This is a genomic window from Marinomonas sp. THO17, assembly GCF_040436405.1.
In the GTDB taxonomy this organism is placed as follows: Bacteria; Pseudomonadota; Gammaproteobacteria; order Pseudomonadales; family Marinomonadaceae; genus Marinomonas.
Genome location: NZ_AP031575.1, coordinates 3,596,219 through 3,613,250 on the forward strand (window position 1 = coordinate 3,596,219; position 17,032 = coordinate 3,613,250).

The window sequence follows — 17,032 nt, forward strand, 5'->3', positions numbered from 1 at the left end:
TGAAGATGTCAATGGATGGATAAAGAAACGATATTCGATACAACTTATCTAGTAGAGACGCCAGAATCGATAGATTTAAGCGCAAAGTTGGCTGGCCCGTTTCCCCGTATTCTTGCTTTTGTTATAGACCTTGCGATTCGATATAGCATTCTTGGGGTCTTGCTGCTTCTTTTAATGTTTGCTGGCGACATGGGCTGGGGAATATTTTTGATTTTACTATTTATGTTTGAATGGTTTTATCCTGTTCTGTTTGAAGTCTTGCGTAATGGCCAGACACCCGGTAAGAAGAAACTTGGCATTATGGTCGTGAATGATGATTTAACTCCAGTCACCTGGAGTACTTCACTGCTTCGAAATCTATTACGTGCTGCAGATTTTTTACCTTTGGCTTATGTTTTCGGAATATTCTCTATATCTCTGACCTCTAACTTTCAGCGCCTGGGGGATTTAGCAGCAGGGTCAATTGTTATTTATAAAGATAAAGAGACGGGCGTTGTAGAAGATTTACCGGATGTTGAGGAGCTTCCACCCCCAGTTGAATTAAGTGTGGCTGATCAGGTTGCTATTACCGAATTTGTGCGGCGTCGCCATCGTATCTCTGAATCACGCCAGATTGAGTTAGCGAATTTATTGACAGATGTTTCCGGAAAAAGTGGAAAAGAAGCTGTGAATCAGTTGCAAAGTATAGGCCTTTGGTTGTTAGGTGGTAAGCATTGAAACAAAATAGCTTTGAGCTGAAACACCGTGAGATCTGGACTGAAATGGAGAAAATTTTGGTCCATGGCGATGTAGAGGTCGATAGTGAATTTCCAGAGAATTTTCGAAAGCTATGTCATCATTTAGCCATTGCTAAGCAAAGGCGATATAGCCCCCAATTGATAGACTATCTGAATGGTCTGGTGACAAAAGCCCACCATTTTTTTTATCAAGATAATTCTCGTAACCACTTACAGTGGCTGAATTTTTTATTTTTCGTATTTCCTGAAGCAATAAGAAGAAATAGACATTTTGTTTATGTATCCGCGTTACTTTTTATACTTCCTTTGATAGCAATGGGCATAGCCTGTTTTCTGAATGCTGAATTTATTTTCAGCATTATGAATTACCATGATGTGATGAAAATGGAGTCTATGTATAACCCCGCGAACGATAAAATTGGGCGAGAGCGAGGGGCTGAAACTGACATAATGATGTTTGGTTTTTATATTGAAAATAATATTGGGATTGCTTTTCGTACCTTCGCTGGTGGTATTTTATTTGGCGTAGGGTCTGTGTTCTTCCTAATATTTAATGGTTTGTATATAGGCGCCGTTGCTGGTCATTTAACTCAAATAGGTTATACCGACACTTTTTACTCTTTTATTATCGGTCACGGTGCTTTTGAGTTGACTGCTATTGTGTTTGCAGGTGCTGCTGGGCTTAAACTCGGTTATGCCTTAATTCGTCCTGGGCAGCTTAAACTCACTCATGCGTTGCGGCAGGCGGGACGAGATGCGATTGTCATCATGTTTGGTACTGCGCTGATGCTTCTTATTGCAGCCTTTATTGAAGCTTTTTGGTCTTCAACTGTCATTATTGCACCAGCAATCAAATATTTGGTGGGTATGTTTTTGGCAGTAACACTGATCGTATATTTTGTTTACTGTGGGAAGCCTAATGGATCTCGATAAACTGAGTATTGTTGTCAGAACACGATCTCCCTGGGAGGCAATAGACCTTGGCGTTAAGCTGACTAAAGCTTGGTGGCGTCCTCTATTTCTTAGCTGGCTTATTCCTGCGGCAATTATTTTTTTACTCTCCTCACTGATATTTCATCAATACGCCTGGGTGGGGTATGTGATTGTCTGGTGGGTAAAACCACTTATCGATAGGGGACCCTTATACATTGTGAGTCGCCGGCTGTTTGGCGACCAGGCAGATATTCGCGATTTGTTGGCGAATCGAACAATGGTTTATAAGCGTGACTGGTTTTTGTCGTTGACTCTTCGTCGCTTCAGTCTATCTAGATCTTTTGATATGCCCCTGACGGTCCTTGAACAGGCATCCGACAAGGTGAGATTAAAACGGCTCGATGTATTACACCCTTCGGTCTATGGTGTTGCTACATGGCTTACTATTATTTGTCTACATATTGAGTTCTTTATCGTTCTTGGTATTGCTGGTTTATTGATTATCATGATTCCTGAGCAGGTGAATATCGATTTTATTAGCGTCATAATTGAGGCTGGAACGCTAATTGATTGGGTCTACAGCCTATGCACATTTGCTGCTATGTGTGTTGTCGGGCCATTTTATGCAGTGGCGGGCTTTGTTCTATACATTAGTCGTCGAATTGATCTGGAAGCATGGGATATTGAAATCAGGTTTCGTCATTTGGCAGCCGAGCAAGAAAACAAGAGAAAACTGACTCGGGACTCAACTTCCTCATTCCTTGTATTTATCTGCACACTTGGTTTGAGCTTAGCCTTTTTCTTACAGGCACCAGAGGTGAAGGCAGACGAGCCTATAAATATTGATAATCAAGCTGAAATGCTTGAGATGGCGAAGGCCAAAAATGACATTATTGATGTATTGTTGGGCGATGATTTTCATCAGCTTGAGCAGGTGAGTGGATGGCGCCTTAAAGATCTAGAAACTGACTACAACGAAGATGAAGTTCCGGACTGGTTTTTTGATTTTTCTGAATTTCTTGCAAATAATTCCGATTTTTTTGAAAAAACAAAAGACATAATACAAGCTCCAAGCGCCTATATTGAATTTATTTTGTGGGCTTTGGCTTTTCTGTTAATCATTTATATTCTTTATCGCTATCGACAACTCATTAAAGATTCCGAAACAACAGCTGATGAAAATAAAGAGCCAGACACTGTACCTAACGTCATGTTTGGATTGGATGTCCGAGAACAAAGTATTCCTGAAAATGTCGCTGCAGCTGTTCATGCACTTTGGATTAAACAAGAATATCGCGATGCCATGAGCTTGTTATACCGCTCAACACTTGCAGGACTCATTCACTATCATCAGCTCGATTTTTCCGACTCAGATACCGAAGGTGAATGCTTACGAAAAGTGAAAGAAAAGAGTGAAGATGGTCTAGACCAGTTTTTTACTTCATTAACCGCTCTTTGGCAGTCTCTAGCCTATGGTCATCAGTTACCTGAAGAAAGTGCGGTGCGAGAACTGTGTGAGCAATGGGATGAGGTGCTAAAGCGTGAGTAAACGACTTGGCATTATTTTAACTCTATTGATAGTCGTCACTTTGGCTGGATTTATGTATAACTTTGTCGAGCGTTACGATGAAGAGATTGATAAGGGATGGTCAGCCAAAGCCCAGCAAAATCCTTATCTTGCATTGGAATTGTTGAGTAACAAGCGCAGTATTCCTGTGTTTGCTAAAGATAACTTGCAGGATTTCGGCGATCTTGATGAATACGACACTTTATACATTGCAGAAAGTTCACTTATTGTCTCGGATCAGAATCTGAGCACATTGCTTAAATGGGTTGAAGAGGGTGGATTTTTAATTGTATCTACGACATCGGCTTCTGATGCAAGGAATGATCGCCTGATGTCATTTTTCAACTTTAATCAAGAAACCTCCAATTACAATTATTTTGAGCAATTGTTTAAAGATGACAAAAGCGCCAATGATGAATCGCTTCAACATGGCGAAACCGATCAAAAAAATTCTGAAGTCCTAGTGGATAATAGAACTAAATCAAAAGAGGAAGAAGCAAAAGAACAGATTAAGATAAGAGAGGCAACTCATGACGTTAATACATTAACGAATATTTCGTTTGAGGGTATGGAAGAAGTATTAAAAATTCTCTTTGATAAATCTGTTTCTCTCAATCATCCAGGGTTTAATGATGAAAATTGGCATAGTGATGAGTATCAGCTGAATTCGTGGAGTGGTAATGACAGTGCTGTAACCTTTGCTCAGCTCAATTATGGCAATGGAGTGGTTTCTATCATGGCTGGAAATACAGTCTGGCAAAGCGACCATATCGATTTATTCGATCATGCTTATTTTTGGTTGCTGATGAGTGGTCAAGATAAAACTGGGATTCTATATGGTGCGAACATGCCATCCCTGTTTTCGATTATGAAAAAATACCTGCCTGAAATGCTATACAGCTCATTTGCCCTGTTATTTATTTGGTTGTGGTGGCGCATGAAGCGCTTTGGCCCCACTCGTGAACTTGATATTCAAACTCGTCGTTCGTATTCAGAACATATCATAGCCTCCGCCGGTTTTTTCTGGCGCAGGCACTGGCAAGACAAACTTCTTGAGCCTCTAAGAAATAGCGTAATGTCATTAGCGGAAGCCCGCATTGCTGGTTTTGATCTGGCAGATACTGAGGCGAAGTACCTTATGTTATCCAAACAGAGTGGCTTGAGCGCATCGCAGGTGCATCACGCTTTTGAGAATAAAGCCCGTTTAAATCAGGATTTATTTATAAATACTGTCCAAGTCCTTCAACGAATTAGAGAAAGCTTATGAGTGAAGAGCAATTAAATAGTTTACCTACGCAAACTTCGGAGTCTGGAATGAGCTTTAAAGAAGCTCAGTCACTGGTAAATCAGGTTCGTGACACGATTAATCGTGAACTTATTGGCCAGCAGGAAGTCGTTGATCAAGTTTTAATTACTCTGCTGTCCAATGGTCATGTACTGCTGGAAGGTGTTCCGGGTCTTGGTAAAACGCTACTGGTACGTTTGCTGGCGAACAGCTTCTCCGGTGATTTTAAACGAATTCAGTTTACACCTGATTTAATGCCTGCTGATGTCACTGGCCATGTCCTGTTTGATATGCAAGAAAACAATTTCAAAGTCAGACATGGTCCAGTGTTTACTAATCTGTTATTAGCAGATGAAATCAACCGCGCTCCAGCAAAAACACAGGCCGCATTGCTTGAAGTTATGCAGGAACGACAGGTGACTTTGGAAGGAAAAGCCAAAGAACTTCCAACCCCTTTTATGGTGTTGGCTACTCAAAATCCGATCGAACAGGAAGGGACGTATCCTTTGCCAGAAGCGCAGCTGGACAGATTTCTAATGAAGGTCGTTATTGATTACCCGACTGAACAAGCCGAAATCGATCTGACCAAGTTGGTGACAACAGGTTTCATAGATGATCAGGATGCTTTTCAAAGCAATACTCATTTGCTGACTTCCGATCAGGTGAAAGCACTGCAAAAGGTTGTCGCCAATATCGTTGTTGATGATCAGGTTGTTGAGTACGCCGTCCGTCTGGTTCGATCAACACGAGAAACGACACTTTTGCAGCGCGGAGCGGGTACCAGAGCTTGTCTGGCATTAATCCGCAGTGCAAGAGCGCATGCTTTGCTACGAGGTTCCGATTTTGTTTTACCTGATGACATTAAAACGATGGCTTTTCCGGTGTTGCGTCACCGGGTTGCTTTGTCTGCAGATACTGAAATCGATGGCTTCAGTATAGATCAGGTACTGACCAAAATTCTGTCGAGTGTTGATGCGCCTCGCTTATGAAGCCAAGTAAAAAACTGATTAAAGTCCTCTTCGTTCTGACTGCCTTGGGTGGCTTGGTCTTCGCTGCTCGATTATTTGGTCATGGCGAAGCACTGGCCGATTTATGGTGGTTGGCTGCTGCGATGGTTGTATTTGCCTGTATTTGGGATTTCTGGCGCCTGCCTAAGCGTTTTGAGCTGGAGATAGAAAGAGAGTTGCCCCACAACATGGCTTTGGGAGTTCGTAGTCAGATTGATATTACTCTTATCAATAAACACGACTTTCCATTAAAAATGGAGTTGACGGACTATTATCCTGACTGTGTTGATGCTGTTAATTTGCCGGTAGAGCTGGCGATCGAAGGCAATAGTAAAAAAGTGCTTTCTTACCATGTACTGCCTGCTGTTCGGGGCGAGGCGGCTTTTGGTCAAACCTGGGTGATGATATTCAGTCAATTGGGATTATGGCAAAAAACGCAAAAACTTGGGATCCCAACCAGTACAAAGATATACCCAAATTTTGCGCCAATATTTCAGTCAGCGGGCATTGGTTTAGAGCATCAAATCGCCCAGATGGGCGTTCATATGCAGCATCGCAGAGGCGAGGGTAGTGACTTTCATCAACTAAGAGAGTTTCGAGAAGGGGATTCACTTCGTCAGATTGATTGGAATGCAACTTCCCGCTATCGAAAACCAATTTCTCGTGAATATCAGGATGAACAGGATCAGGAGGTGATTTTTTTACTGGACAGCGGTAGGAGTATGCGCAGTAAAGAAGAGGGCCGCATCAGTCACTTTGATCATGCTTTGAATGCCTTAATTCTGACCAGTTATATCGCGTTAAGGCAAGGCGATGCGGTTGGCATCATGAGTTTTGGCAGCGAAAAGCGATACATTGCACCGATGAAGAGTCCAACTCGAATTAACCATATTTTGAATCAACTTTACGATTTGCAAAGTGATTTAACAACCAGCGATTATCTTAGTGCGGCGCAACATTTTTTAAGCTATAGAAATAAGCGTGCTTTGGTGATTCTGATTACCAATGTACGAGAAGAAGATACCGATGACTTGGTGACTGCGACACGCCTGCTAAGCAATAAACATAAGGTCATGGTTGCCAGCCTTCGGGATATGTACTTCGATAATCTGCTGAGCAAACCAGTCAACTCGTTCAATGACGCTTTAAGCTATTGTGGAACGCTGGATTCTTTTCAGCGCAGAAGTCGGTTGCTCAGCAAATTACAGAAATCCGGTGTCGTTGTCGCTGATTCAACACCCACCATGTTACATATTCAGTTGGTGAAAAAATATCTGTTCTTGAAACGCTGTAGTCGTTTTTAGTTTTTGTTCGATACTCTTTGTTTTGATAGCGGACTGTTAGGCGATTTGAAGATGTATCTAAACGCTTTCTGATAGCTAATTAAATATCGCTCTGTGCCGCTAGATTGGTTCGTATTAAATTTCATTAGAAAGACGAACCAATCCAACATCCTTTTATCAATGACCAAATCTGTCTTGGTTAAAAACCACATCATCGCGGCCAATTTGGTGTATGTCGCGATGGCCGATAAAGGCCATTGTGAGTTCCGCTTCTTCGTGGAAAATCTCCAACATTCGGGTAACGCCGGCTTTGCCCATCGCACCTAAACCATAGACCATAGGGCGGCCAACCATGACGCCTTTGGCGCCAAGCGCTTTGGCGCGGATAATGTCTTGTCCACTGCGTACGCCACTGTCTAACCAGACTTCAATTTGATCGCCCACCGCGGTAACGATTTCGGGTAAAGTGGTGATGGAGGAACGCGCGCCATCCAATTGTCGGCCGCCATGGTTGGAAACAACAATCGCATCGGCACCGAGTTTGACGCACTCTTGGGCGTCTTCCACTTCCATGATGCCTTTGATAATGAGTGGGCCTTGCCAAAGATCGCGGAAGTAGCGAATGTCTTCCCAGCTGAGTTTGGTATCAAAGGAGCCAGCCGTCCATTTCATTAGATCATTCATATCATCTACCCCAGTGGCGCAGCCTTGAATATTGCCAAACTCGCGATTTTGGGTTTTTAGCATAGTCATGGCCCAGCGTGGTCGACGAGCAATGTCGATGATATTGGGGAGGGTTAATCGTGGTGGCGCTGTCATGCCGTTTCTGTGGTCAGCATGGCGACGGCCTATCATTTGTAGGTCCAAGGTCACGACCAGAGCGGAACAGCCTGCCGCTTTCGCTCGGTCAATGAGCTTCTTAGTGAAGTCACGGTCTTTTTGCACATAAAGTTGGAACCAGAAAGGCGATTGGGTTTTGGCAGCCACGGCTTCGATGGAACAGATACTCATGGTGGATAGGGTAAAAGGCACACCAAACTCTTCAGCGGCTTGAGCGGCAAGAATTTCGCCATCGGCATGTTGCATGCCTAATAAGCCAACGGGCGCCAATGCCAATGGCATTTTGGCGTCTTGACCGACCAATTGAGTAGCAAGTGTGCGGGGTTCTAGATCTCTGGCGACCCGTTGACGGAACAAAATATGTTGGAAGTCGGAGGTGTTCAATCCTAGCGTCTGTTGGCTCCAAGAGCCTGACTCGCAATAGCCCTGAAACATCTTGGGAACGCGTTTGTGATATAGTCGGCGTAAATCATTCAATTCGCAAATCAGACTCATATGTTTTCCTTATTTTGGTCGACTTTTTTTGCCTTAATGGTATCAGCTTTTTTCTCTACTCGGTATTCAGTTGGTTTTTCTCTCTACCCGGTATTTTGTGAGTTTCCTTTGAATGGCTTTGGTCGGGGGGATTTTTATTTCATTCTTCTTGCCCGATATTTTGTGAGTTTCCTTTGAATTGCTTTGGTTGGGGGGCTTTTTTTGGTTTTTCTTGCCCGAGGTTTGGGTATGTAATTCTCATTGGCTTTGGTTAGGATGCTTTTTTCCGCCCTGCTAGGCGGGTAACTTTTGCCAAACGATGCAAAAGTAACCAAAAAATCTTTTGAGTCCTTTCGCACATTCAGGAACGTGTCGAGAGTTACCTCATGAAGCGAATTATCTCTTTTTACAGTAATACAATGTTTGAGGCTGTAAGTAGGTCTGTTAAGTGCAGTGTCGTCAGGTACTGCTATTTAGTTTTTATAAAGTGGTAGGTGGGAATACAATTTTGGTTTACAGTAAAAGTTGTATTTTGTTTTTTTATGGAACAAGCCTATCTTTACTGTGCCTAAGGGTTCTTGGTTTTCCTCTGGTTGGCTTTGGTTGGGGGGCTTTTTTCCGCCTTTTAATTCTGGGGAAGGCTAGGCAGGTAACTTCTTTTCTTGAATTTAAGAGTAGCGCCACAAAAGTAACCAAAAAGTCGCTTTAATCCTTTCGCGCAATCAGGATCGCGTCGAGGGTTTTCACCAGTGGCTCATTATCTCTTTTTACGTTTAAAAGGAGCTTGTTGATATTGAATATAGGTCTGTGAAGCGCAGCGCTATCAGATATACCAAGTTTAGAGTTAGCAAAAACCAGCCTATCTATACTGTTTATTTTTCATCCTTCCCACATATTGCTCGTTTTGCCTAAAAAATAATCACAGTATTGCGCGTTTGCGCTGGTAGTAAAATAAGAAGTCTTTTAGTATCAATGGATAAGAATATTCACATTGCGCTATTTTTTTAGATATGACGCGCTGTGCTTACCTAAAAAAGATGAAATAACGCGCACGCTGGTTTTTTCAGTTTTGGATTTTGTGAATACCTTTATATAAGCATTACTTTTCAGTTGCTTATAAAAGTATTAACGAAATTTTGGAATTGTCTAAACGCGCATGCGCACTATTAAAAATGTTAACCCTTTGTAGCATCAAAGAATTTATGGAAGCTGAAATACTTAATACACCTCCGATTTCAGGACAATACGAAGAGCATGATTTTTCAATCTCTGGAAATACCTTATGGGTAAAATTCTTTGATTCAGAATATCTAGAATGGGTGGGTGTATTTAGCCAAAGTGGTTGGAGTTCTTTTAATACGGTAGTCCGAGTGCCAAATGAAAAATTGTTTCTGGTTGTGGCGGGCGGCCAAGGTTACTTTGTTGACCCAAACAACAGGTCAATTGTTTCGCAAACTGAGTGGGAAGGCATTAGTAACATCATTTTCAATGAAGCTGCTGGTGCCTTTGTCGCCACAGATGGGTTGTGTTTGGGTGTGTTCAAAGGCGCTTCTTCTATATGGCACAGCGAGAGAATTTCTGCTGATGGAATATCTTTCACTGGCCAGGATGGTCATCTTGTAAAAGGTGTTTTAAATGACCTCACTACCGAAGGGTGTGAGTTTACTTTTAATGTAAATACCCGCGAGGTTGAAGCCAAATGGGTATTTTCAGAGAATTGGGGTTAACAAAGTGGTCAACCGGACTCAGGTAAGCGTGGTTCGCTTCGCTCACAATACCACGCTTACCTCCGCTCGGTTACCACGGCGTTATACACACCAAAAGTTCCACTGGCAGACTGTAACTCATAAGGTTACAATGGGTGCATGATTAAGAGTTTTATACATAAAGGCCTTCAGAAGTTTTACGCTAAAGGAATCACATCAGGAATTCAGAAGCAGCATGAAAATAAGCTTCGTTTAATTCTGTCCAATCTTGATCAAGCCGAAGCACCTGATGACATGGATTTACCCGGCCTTTATATGCATAAACTCAAAGGGAACAGAAATGATATCTGGTCTGTCCGGGTAAGTGGAAACTGGAGAGTTACATACCGCTTTGTTGGACGAGATGTTGAAATTGTTAATTACGAGGATTATCACTAATGAACATGCATAACCCTGCGCATCCCGGTGAGATACTCAAAGATCTTGTTATTGATACGTTAGAACTTACTATTACTGATGTAGCGCAACATTTAGATGTGAGCCGTAAAACATTATCGAAAGTTGTTAATGGCAAAGGGGCGATTACCCCAGAAATGGCACTTCGTCTTGAACTCGTTTTCGGTAAGCCTTCTGCGGCCCATTGGCTTCGTTTGCAAAACGCTTTTGATTTGTGGCAAACAAGGCAACATCAAAGCATTTTACATGTCTCACCCTATAATATGACGGCGGTATAAGACGCGCATAACCAAATAATTAATCCGCTCACTTCGTTCGCTGGGACGCAGCATAGCTGCGCCAGTTATTGAAGCAGGAATAAGCATGAGCAAGGTACGAAAAGGCTGAGCACGAAGTGACCGCAAATTCACTTTTCCCGAGGTTTGGATATGTGCTTCTTATTGGCTTTGGTTGGGGGAGCTTTTTTTGGTTTTTCTTGCCCGAGGTTTGGGTATGTAATTCTCATTGGCTTTGGTTAGGATGCTTTTTTCCGCCCTGCTAGGCGGGTAACTTTTGCCAAACGATGCAAAAGTAACCAAAAAATCTTTTGAGTCCTTTCGCACATTCAGGAACGTGTCGAGAGTTACCTCATGAAGCGAATTATCCCTTTTTACGTAAAAAACATCTCATATCTGACGAACTCTCATGTTCCTTCCCCTTATGTCTTTAAGGGGAAGGTGAGGATGGGGTTAGTCCAGCAACCACAAATTCACTTTGCCTGAGGGTTTTTGATTTTCCTCTGATTGGCTTTGGTCGGGGGGCTTATTTCCGCCCTGCTAGGCGGGTAACTTTTGCCAAACGATGCAAAAGTAACCAAAAGATCTTTTGAGTCCTTTCGCACATTCAGGAACGTGTCGAGAATTTTTTGCTGATAGGCTTATTGCCTCTTTTTACAGTTAAACATTGTTTGAAGTTGCAAGTAGGTCAGATAAGCGCAGCGCCATCAGACATAGCATGTAGAGAGTCACCAAAAAACGGCGCGTCCATACAGTTTATTTTTCATCTTTTAGGGTGTTGCACGTTTGTATCAAGCAAGATCAAAAAAATGCGCGTTTTGTAGTGGCAAGAAATGAAGAAGCGTTTTAGTATCAATGGATAATAATATCCATAGCAAAGATGTCGCGCAGTGGATAATTGTTTAAACGCGCATGCGCACTATTAAACTGTTATATTTTTAGGGATAAATTTTAATATGAAGTTAGTTATAGGGAATAAAAATTATTCTTCATGGTCACTTCGTCCTTGGTTGTTGCTCCACTCTAATCGTATGGATTTTACAGAGGTGCATGAATCCCTAAGGCAAGACAATAGACGTAATCGTTTAGGGAAATATTCAGGGAGTTGTAAAGTACCTGTTTTAATCGATCGAGAGCTAACGATTTGGGACTCATTAGCAATATGTGAGTATATTTCAGAGACTTATCTTGAGGGTAAGGGGTGGCCGTTAGATCCAAGCTTAAGGGCAACGGCTAGGTCAATTTGTGCAGAAATGCACGCTGGCTTCAATTTATTAAGATCTGAGTTGCCAATGAATTGTCGCCATTCCAGCGAGCTGGTTTTATCTACATCTGCTATTGCTGATGTTCGTCGTATAGAATCAATATGGTCTGAGTATGCTCAAAAATCATCTAACGGCGGCTTATATTTATTCGGCGGTTTTAATATTGCGGATTGCTTTTATGCGCCGGTTGCACTCCGCTTTAGATCTTATGGCATTAAACTATCTGGCACAGCTGCTGAGTACCAAGAAAGTATCTTAGCCCATCCGTCAGTTTGTGCTTGGGTGGCGCAGGCCGGCTCTGAATCAGAAGTAGTACCAGAAATTGAGGTTTAACTAGAACAAGCGCATCACATCGCACCCTTCGCGTGATGGGCGCAGCATAGCTGCGCTGATTATTGAAGCTTTAATAGGCATGAGTAAGGTATGAAAAGGCTGAGCACGAAGTGACCGCAAATTCACTATGCCCGAGGTTTTTTCATGTGATTCTGATTGGCTTTGGTCGGGGAGCATTATTCCGCCCTGCTAGGCGGGTAACTTTACGGTGCCTGAGAGTTCTTGGTTTTCCTTTGAATGGCTTTGGTTGGGGAGCATTATTCCGCTCTGCTGAGCGGGTAACTTTTGTCTAGCGCCACAAAAGTTACCAAAAAGTCGCTTTAATCCTTTCGCGCAATCAGGATCGCGTCGAGAATTTTCACCAGTGGCTCATTATCTCTTTTTACGTTTAAAAGCGTTTCATATCTGATGAACTCTCATGTTTCTTCCCATTATCTAAAAAAAGCTTTTTCAAGGTAAAGGTTAGGGTGGGATCAGTCCAGCAGCCGCAAATGAACTCGTCATTAACAATCTGTAGGTCTGTTAAGTGTCGCGTCATCAGGTACTGCTATTTAGTTTTTATAAAGTGGTAGGTGGGAATACAACTTTGATTTACAGTAAAAGTTGTATTTTGGTTTTTATAGAGCAAGTCTAATGTTTCCTGTGCCTGAGAGGTCTTTTGTTTTCTCTGGTTGGCTTTGGTTGGGGGGCTTTTTTCCGCCTTTTCATTCTGGGGAAGATTACCGTTGCAGCGAAACAACTCTTTTGAAGAGATGTTGTCAGATGAAAAAATCAGGGCAAATTTATCTAATTTGTTGGAAATATCTCTTGTGGGTTTTTAAAAGGTTCGCTATGCATGGTAAACCAAGTTTAAAGGGTAAAAAGTTTAAAGGGTAAAAAGTTTACAAGGTAAATTATAAAGATGTCTTTGGGAGATATTAAATTCGAAAATCCTTATGAAGCCTTTGCCAGTGCGCTCTTAGGTGCTGTTTGTGCTCTTCATTCATCGGTAGGTTTTTTAAAGCCTCAGGCCAAAGGCTTCTGGCTTTTTGCATGGCATCGTCCAAATGCGGCTTGATCGCTCGCCATGGGATATCTGATTTTATCGCCCAATGTTCAAAGTGTTTATAGGAGACACCGTACCAAGCCTTTGTCTTTGCAAGGTTCAGGGCAAAGTGCTGTTCGTTTTCAAGATAAACGCTAGTGGTCACTATGTCGTATGCAGGTGAGAGTTTGGCTGTGACTTGATCTGCATACAGTAAGCTCCAGTTTTTTAAATGGGCGTCGCCGTTTGCTAATAGGATGTTGGCAAGTAAACGACGGGCGAGTTGCTGGACATCACTTAAACCATCACCGGAAAACTGATACAGGATTTTTGCTATTTGCTCGTAGTTGCCGGAGTTGTATTTTTCGTGTGGGTATTTTACTAGCACTTGAGCAAAGTCTTCCATGTGAATGCGCTGGTCGTCACGTCGATCAAATCGCTTTATAGCGAAGGCCAATTTCTCATCCGGAAGGTTGATTTGAGGAAGCTTGTCTAACAGGCCTATCTCGACCAATTTTATTTCAGGAATATTCACGCCTATAAGAGAGGCGAGAGTCATGGCTGTGAACTCGTTGGCGGGTACTTCCTTGTGTTTAGTGGAAGGTGTTTTCACAATCCAATCGCCAAGCACATTGTCTTGCGACAAGTTGTATCGTCCGTCTTTTTCCTTCATGGAAAACTTCATTTGAACACCAGCCAAGGAAAACTTGTTTTCTTGGCTGAGTTTGTCGAATTTAACCGCTTTTACTTGGTCATGAGATGAGAATAAATGTAGAGGAACATCTTCAGGCTCCATCGGTTCAGCGACTAATGCGCCCGGTAGATCCATGCCCAGATAAGACAAAATATGAAACTCATTATCAACATGGGTTTTGAGTCCTTGAGCGATCAGCTCTCGCAAAGAACCTTCAGGCAATAGATTAGACAAAATAGGGTGCAAGCGTTGGTTAGTCGCCCATGGCTCAGATAGCATTTTATCTGCACGCGGAAAATTTGGATGGGTGGTTAAGCTAAAAGTGGGGCGCGCTATATTAGATTGAAAGCTTTCAGCAAAATGAAGAACATTACGTCCATTTTTTGCCCCTGCCAAATACCCCACTAGATGACCATGTAACGTTAACTTAAGAACACTAATTTCCGTTGTCATCTTCGTCTCCATCTTTGTCTTCTAGTAGTCCTTTCCATGGATCATCCGATAGTTTTTTTTGTTCATCAGCATAAGTTGGCTGTTTGTGCAGTAGAGATGTGTCGTGGTCATCAGTTTCAAGTACGGTTAAAACGGCTGTGAGTTTTTCTTTTGGAATCAGCATGACGTCACTGTTTAGGCCCTTGGCAATCAGTTCAAGCGTATCGAGCCTTGGGTTGCCTTTTGCTTCAAGCCGTTGGTATTGCTGTCTAGAAATACCAATACGCATTAGCATGTCATTCTGCTTGAGTTTCAGTGCTAAGCGGCGATGTTTGATTTGCTGTAGTAGGTTTATCATAAGGAAACTAATAAGTTGCTTTTTAATATATGGAAACATATTAGTTGCTTTTTATTTATAAGACAACTTAGGAGTTTCTTTTTCTGGGTTGAATGTGTAGAGAGTCACCAAAAATCAGTTTATTCATACCGTTTATTTTTCATCCTTCCCACATATTGCTCGTTTTGCTTAAAAAAAGACCGCAGTATTGCGCGTTTGCGCTGGAAGAAAAATAAGAAGTCTCTTAGTATCAATGGATAAGAATATCTCCAGCAAAAATAACGCGCTGTGGGTAAATGTGTAAACGCGCACGCTGGTTTTTCCAGTTTTGGATTTTGTTAATAGCTTTATAAAAGCATTACTTTTCAATTGCTTATAAAAGTATTAACGAAGTTTTGGAATTGTCTAAACGCGCATGCGTACTATTAAAATGTTATGCAAATTATCGTTGTAGAAAGGTTTATCGACATGGATTTTTCAAAAATTGAAGATATTGAACTGGAGTATGAATATAAGAGGCATGAAGTTTCAGATTACTACTCTCAGATTCAAGGTGAGTCTGGGCGAACAATTTCACCAGATAAAAATAACATTCGGTTTTCTGTTCAAAATAACGATGTGGCCTCTGATAACGAGGTTTATCAAATTATTCTAAACAAAGAAGATAATTGCTTGTATGTGAAGGGTGATTTTTTTACCACCCCAGAAAATTGGTATGAGTCAACCCTTGAATATCATAGTGATCATGTAGCTCTTATATCAGAAGATGAAGATGAGAAAATGATTTTGAAGTGCTGGCTCGCATAACAAGTTGCTGCACACTGACACATACTGCTACGCTCGTTTTTGTGTCTGTCGCTGCGCGCCATTTTTACACAAAAACGTTCTCCGCAGTACGTTCAGGTGAGCAAGGTGTTAAGAGGCCATAGGCATGGATAATCGAATAAAGGTCTTTGAAATTGATAGGTCTAAGCCGCTTTCAATTAGAAAGGGACAACCAAACGATAGACCAGAAGAATTATTAATTAAACTTGTTGATTATTTTAGAAATGATGAAACTGTAGAAAAGTCAGTTTTAGGGCTAGTCGAATTCGCTGACGCTCCTGTTTTAGGATTATTTGCTTATGTAGTCGGTGTTTATGGTTCTGAAAATAGTCGAGTAATACCTGATCTTAAAAATATTACTTTTCAAGTTAATATGGAAAGGTGGCCAATTGTATTTGCAGATATGGAATTTGAAAGCGGGTTAGTTTCAGACCAAAATTTCGTTATATATGATAAACACTCTTAACAAATTGGTGAAGTTCGCTCGGGAAAAAGACACCCTCGCTGGACTCCCGACTCCCGACTCCCGACTCCCGTGCTCTCGCAATTTACCAAAACGTTAAGTGAACGATGAAAGACGTAGATCAAGAGCTAAAACTATATATCACACAAGCTCTCCATGAAATTGAAAAGACTGGAGATATTGTTTTGGTTTCGCCTGTTCTTGAAGGCGCAGCAAGGACGATTGCTGAAAAAACAAAAGAGGCTTATATCGGAGAGATTTTCTCACATGAGGAGTTAGTTTTCTTTAGACAGTTGGTCGCGGAAGCTGCTCATAACGACAAACTATTTTGTGGGGAGCTACAGGCGACAACTGGTTATACCAAAGATACAGTGGAGGAACTTCTTGAAAAACTTAGAGGTCTCACAAGCTATTACTAAGAACAAATCACTTAACAAGCACATTAAAAATCGCCCACAAAAAGCGTGGACTAGACTCGCTATCGCTCGCCTTTTTTGTGGGTGTTATGCAAAGGAAACTAGGAAGCCATGATCGATAAAGAAGACACAATAAAGCGGCTGGTTAAAGCATATCCTGGCTACCGTGAACAGCTAGAGAAGACAATGGGCTCTTATCTAGGTCTTGATGGCGAAATATTGTGGATATTTCTTATATCTAACCCACTGTCAGATTTAGTATGTATAAATTTTGAGAATGGAAACTATGAAAATTCAGACGCATTATTCCTAGAAGTAGAGGCCTTAATCGATCAAGGCACTCAGGAAGTCAAAGATATAATATGTACTGGATTCTTGGAGTCTCTACAAAATCAAACGAAGCTTGCTGGTAAGTACTGGGCTCCTTTGTTAGGTAAACAAGCTACAGAATTTTGCCAAGCTATGGATGAGTTTTATGGTGTCAAAACAGAAGGGTTACCTTGCTACAATGCATAACAAGTTTGTAGATAAATAGGGCCGGAGAACCTCACAGGACACACATTAAGAATGTGCCAGTAAATCCAAGGCTTTTAGCATGTGTGTCCTGCTAATTCCTCTTTAGGTTTGATCAGTGTAGTGACATCAGGCATAGCATGTAGAGAGTCACCAAAAAACGGCAC

The 17,032-nt window shown here is 41.8% G+C and carries 17 protein-coding genes; 14 read left to right on the forward strand and 3 right to left on the reverse strand.

From position 1 onward, the window contains the following. Positions 1–15: 15 nt before the first annotated feature. The 6 genes from ABXS85_RS16945 to ABXS85_RS16970 are packed head-to-tail and all read left to right on the forward strand — an operon-like array spanning position 16 to position 6,833. Positions 16–717 (forward strand): RDD family protein, encoded by a 702-nt coding sequence (locus tag ABXS85_RS16945; RefSeq protein WP_353667702.1) that lies wholly within the window; start codon positions 16–18, stop codon positions 715–717. Beyond that, a complete protein-coding gene (locus tag ABXS85_RS16950) occupies positions 714–1,670 on the forward strand; it encodes a stage II sporulation protein M (RefSeq protein ID WP_353667703.1) in 957 nt (318 codons plus the stop codon). The genes ABXS85_RS16945 and ABXS85_RS16950 overlap by 4 nt, the downstream gene beginning before the upstream one ends. Then, positions 1,657–3,219, forward strand: coding sequence for a DUF4129 domain-containing protein (locus ABXS85_RS16955; RefSeq protein WP_353667704.1), 1,563 nt, complete (start codon positions 1,657–1,659; stop codon positions 3,217–3,219). The genes ABXS85_RS16950 and ABXS85_RS16955 overlap by 14 nt, the downstream gene beginning before the upstream one ends. Continuing rightward, on the forward strand, positions 3,212–4,504 hold the full coding sequence (locus ABXS85_RS16960; RefSeq protein ID WP_353667705.1) for a hypothetical protein: 1,293 nt from the start codon (positions 3,212–3,214) through the stop codon (positions 4,502–4,504). The genes ABXS85_RS16955 and ABXS85_RS16960 overlap by 8 nt, the downstream gene beginning before the upstream one ends. Positions 4,505–4,551: 47 nt before the next feature. Then, a complete protein-coding gene (locus tag ABXS85_RS16965; protein WP_353667706.1) occupies positions 4,552–5,511 on the forward strand; it encodes a MoxR family ATPase in 960 nt (319 codons plus the stop codon). Next, positions 5,508–6,833, forward strand: a complete 1,326-nt coding sequence (locus ABXS85_RS16970) for a DUF58 domain-containing protein (RefSeq protein WP_353667707.1) — start codon at positions 5,508–5,510, stop codon at positions 6,831–6,833. Before ABXS85_RS16965 ends, ABXS85_RS16970 begins: the two co-directional genes overlap by 4 nt. Before the next feature lie 156 nt (positions 6,834–6,989). Here the strand turns inward: ABXS85_RS16970 and ABXS85_RS16975 are convergent, their stop codons facing one another. Further along, positions 6,990–8,147 carry an alpha-hydroxy acid oxidase gene (locus ABXS85_RS16975; RefSeq protein WP_353667708.1) on the reverse strand — a complete coding sequence of 386 codons (1,158 nt, stop codon included), beginning with the start codon at positions 8,145–8,147 and terminating at the stop codon, positions 6,990–6,992. A 1,181-nt stretch (positions 8,148–9,328) separates the two neighbouring features. On the opposite strand from ABXS85_RS16975, the gene ABXS85_RS16980 reads away from it, so the two are divergent. From ABXS85_RS16980 to ABXS85_RS16995, 4 genes are all read left to right on the forward strand, one after another. Next, positions 9,329–9,853, forward strand: a complete 525-nt coding sequence (locus ABXS85_RS16980) for a hypothetical protein (protein WP_353667709.1) — start codon at positions 9,329–9,331, stop codon at positions 9,851–9,853. 138 nt (positions 9,854–9,991) lie between these two features. Beyond that, the gene (locus ABXS85_RS16985; protein ID WP_353667710.1) at positions 9,992–10,270 is read left to right on the forward strand and encodes a type II toxin-antitoxin system RelE/ParE family toxin; all 279 of its coding nucleotides are present in this window, start codon (positions 9,992–9,994) and stop codon (positions 10,268–10,270) included. Beyond that, positions 10,270–10,566, forward strand: a complete 297-nt coding sequence (locus tag ABXS85_RS16990) for a HigA family addiction module antitoxin (RefSeq protein ID WP_353667711.1) — start codon at positions 10,270–10,272, stop codon at positions 10,564–10,566. Before ABXS85_RS16985 ends, ABXS85_RS16990 begins: the two co-directional genes overlap by 1 nt. A 953-nt stretch (positions 10,567–11,519) precedes the next feature. Beyond that, positions 11,520–12,161: a glutathione S-transferase family protein gene (locus tag ABXS85_RS16995; protein WP_353667712.1), complete on the forward strand. Its 642-nt coding sequence runs from the start codon at positions 11,520–11,522 to the stop codon at positions 12,159–12,161. Positions 12,162–13,078: 917 nt separating this feature from the next. Here ABXS85_RS16995 and ABXS85_RS17000 read toward each other — a convergent pair. Together ABXS85_RS17000 and ABXS85_RS17005 are read right to left on the reverse strand one after the other, a co-directional pair. Then, complete coding sequence (locus ABXS85_RS17000) at positions 13,079–14,332, reverse strand: type II toxin-antitoxin system HipA family toxin (RefSeq protein WP_353667713.1); 1,254 nt, start codon at positions 14,330–14,332, stop codon at positions 13,079–13,081. Next, the gene (locus ABXS85_RS17005) at positions 14,316–14,669 is read right to left on the reverse strand and encodes a helix-turn-helix transcriptional regulator (RefSeq protein ID WP_353667714.1); all 354 of its coding nucleotides are present in this window, start codon (positions 14,667–14,669) and stop codon (positions 14,316–14,318) included. The genes ABXS85_RS17000 and ABXS85_RS17005 overlap by 17 nt, the downstream gene beginning before the upstream one ends. Before the next feature lie 447 nt (positions 14,670–15,116). Between ABXS85_RS17005 and ABXS85_RS17010 the strand changes: the two genes are divergently transcribed. The 4 genes from ABXS85_RS17010 to ABXS85_RS17025 all read left to right on the forward strand — a co-directional run bounded on the left by ABXS85_RS17010 (position 15,117) and on the right by ABXS85_RS17025 (position 16,868). Further along, the gene (locus tag ABXS85_RS17010; RefSeq protein ID WP_353667715.1) at positions 15,117–15,455 is read left to right on the forward strand and encodes a hypothetical protein; all 339 of its coding nucleotides are present in this window, start codon (positions 15,117–15,119) and stop codon (positions 15,453–15,455) included. Between the two features lie 124 nt (positions 15,456–15,579). Then, positions 15,580–15,939, forward strand: a complete 360-nt coding sequence (locus ABXS85_RS17015; RefSeq protein WP_353667716.1) for a hypothetical protein — start codon at positions 15,580–15,582, stop codon at positions 15,937–15,939. 104 nt (positions 15,940–16,043) lie between these two features. After that, positions 16,044–16,355 carry a hypothetical protein gene (locus tag ABXS85_RS17020; RefSeq protein WP_353667717.1) on the forward strand — a complete coding sequence of 104 codons (312 nt, stop codon included), beginning with the start codon at positions 16,044–16,046 and terminating at the stop codon, positions 16,353–16,355. Between the two features lie 108 nt (positions 16,356–16,463). Further along, positions 16,464–16,868, forward strand: coding sequence for a hypothetical protein (locus tag ABXS85_RS17025; RefSeq protein WP_353667718.1), 405 nt, complete (start codon positions 16,464–16,466; stop codon positions 16,866–16,868). Positions 16,869–17,032 lie beyond the last annotated feature (164 nt).

Bases quoted from the DNA above. Each gene is read 5' to 3' on its own strand.
- ABXS85_RS16945 (WP_353667702.1), top strand. From the start codon at position 16: ATGGATAAAGAAACGATATTCGATACAACTTATCTAGTAGAGACGCCA.
- ABXS85_RS16955 (WP_353667704.1), top strand. From the start codon at position 1,657: ATGGATCTCGATAAACTGAGTATTGTTGTCAGAACACGATCTCCCTGG.
- ABXS85_RS16965 (WP_353667706.1), top strand. From the start codon at position 4,552: ATGAGCTTTAAAGAAGCTCAGTCACTGGTAAATCAGGTTCGTGACACG.
- ABXS85_RS16970 (WP_353667707.1), top strand. From the start codon at position 5,508: ATGAAGCCAAGTAAAAAACTGATTAAAGTCCTCTTCGTTCTGACTGCC.
- ABXS85_RS16975 (WP_353667708.1), bottom strand. From the start codon at position 8,147: ATGAGTCTGATTTGCGAATTGAATGATTTACGCCGACTATATCACAAA.
- ABXS85_RS16980 (WP_353667709.1), top strand. From the start codon at position 9,329: ATGGAAGCTGAAATACTTAATACACCTCCGATTTCAGGACAATACGAA.
- ABXS85_RS16985 (WP_353667710.1), top strand. From the start codon at position 9,992: ATGATTAAGAGTTTTATACATAAAGGCCTTCAGAAGTTTTACGCTAAA.
- ABXS85_RS16990 (WP_353667711.1), top strand. From the start codon at position 10,270: ATGAACATGCATAACCCTGCGCATCCCGGTGAGATACTCAAAGATCTT.
- ABXS85_RS16995 (WP_353667712.1), top strand. From the start codon at position 11,520: ATGAAGTTAGTTATAGGGAATAAAAATTATTCTTCATGGTCACTTCGT.
- ABXS85_RS17000 (WP_353667713.1), bottom strand. From the start codon at position 14,332: ATGACAACGGAAATTAGTGTTCTTAAGTTAACGTTACATGGTCATCTA.
- ABXS85_RS17005 (WP_353667714.1), bottom strand. From the start codon at position 14,669: ATGATAAACCTACTACAGCAAATCAAACATCGCCGCTTAGCACTGAAA.
- ABXS85_RS17010 (WP_353667715.1), top strand. From the start codon at position 15,117: ATGGATTTTTCAAAAATTGAAGATATTGAACTGGAGTATGAATATAAG.
- ABXS85_RS17015 (WP_353667716.1), top strand. From the start codon at position 15,580: ATGGATAATCGAATAAAGGTCTTTGAAATTGATAGGTCTAAGCCGCTT.
- ABXS85_RS17020 (WP_353667717.1), top strand. From the start codon at position 16,044: ATGAAAGACGTAGATCAAGAGCTAAAACTATATATCACACAAGCTCTC.
- ABXS85_RS17025 (WP_353667718.1), top strand. From the start codon at position 16,464: ATGATCGATAAAGAAGACACAATAAAGCGGCTGGTTAAAGCATATCCT.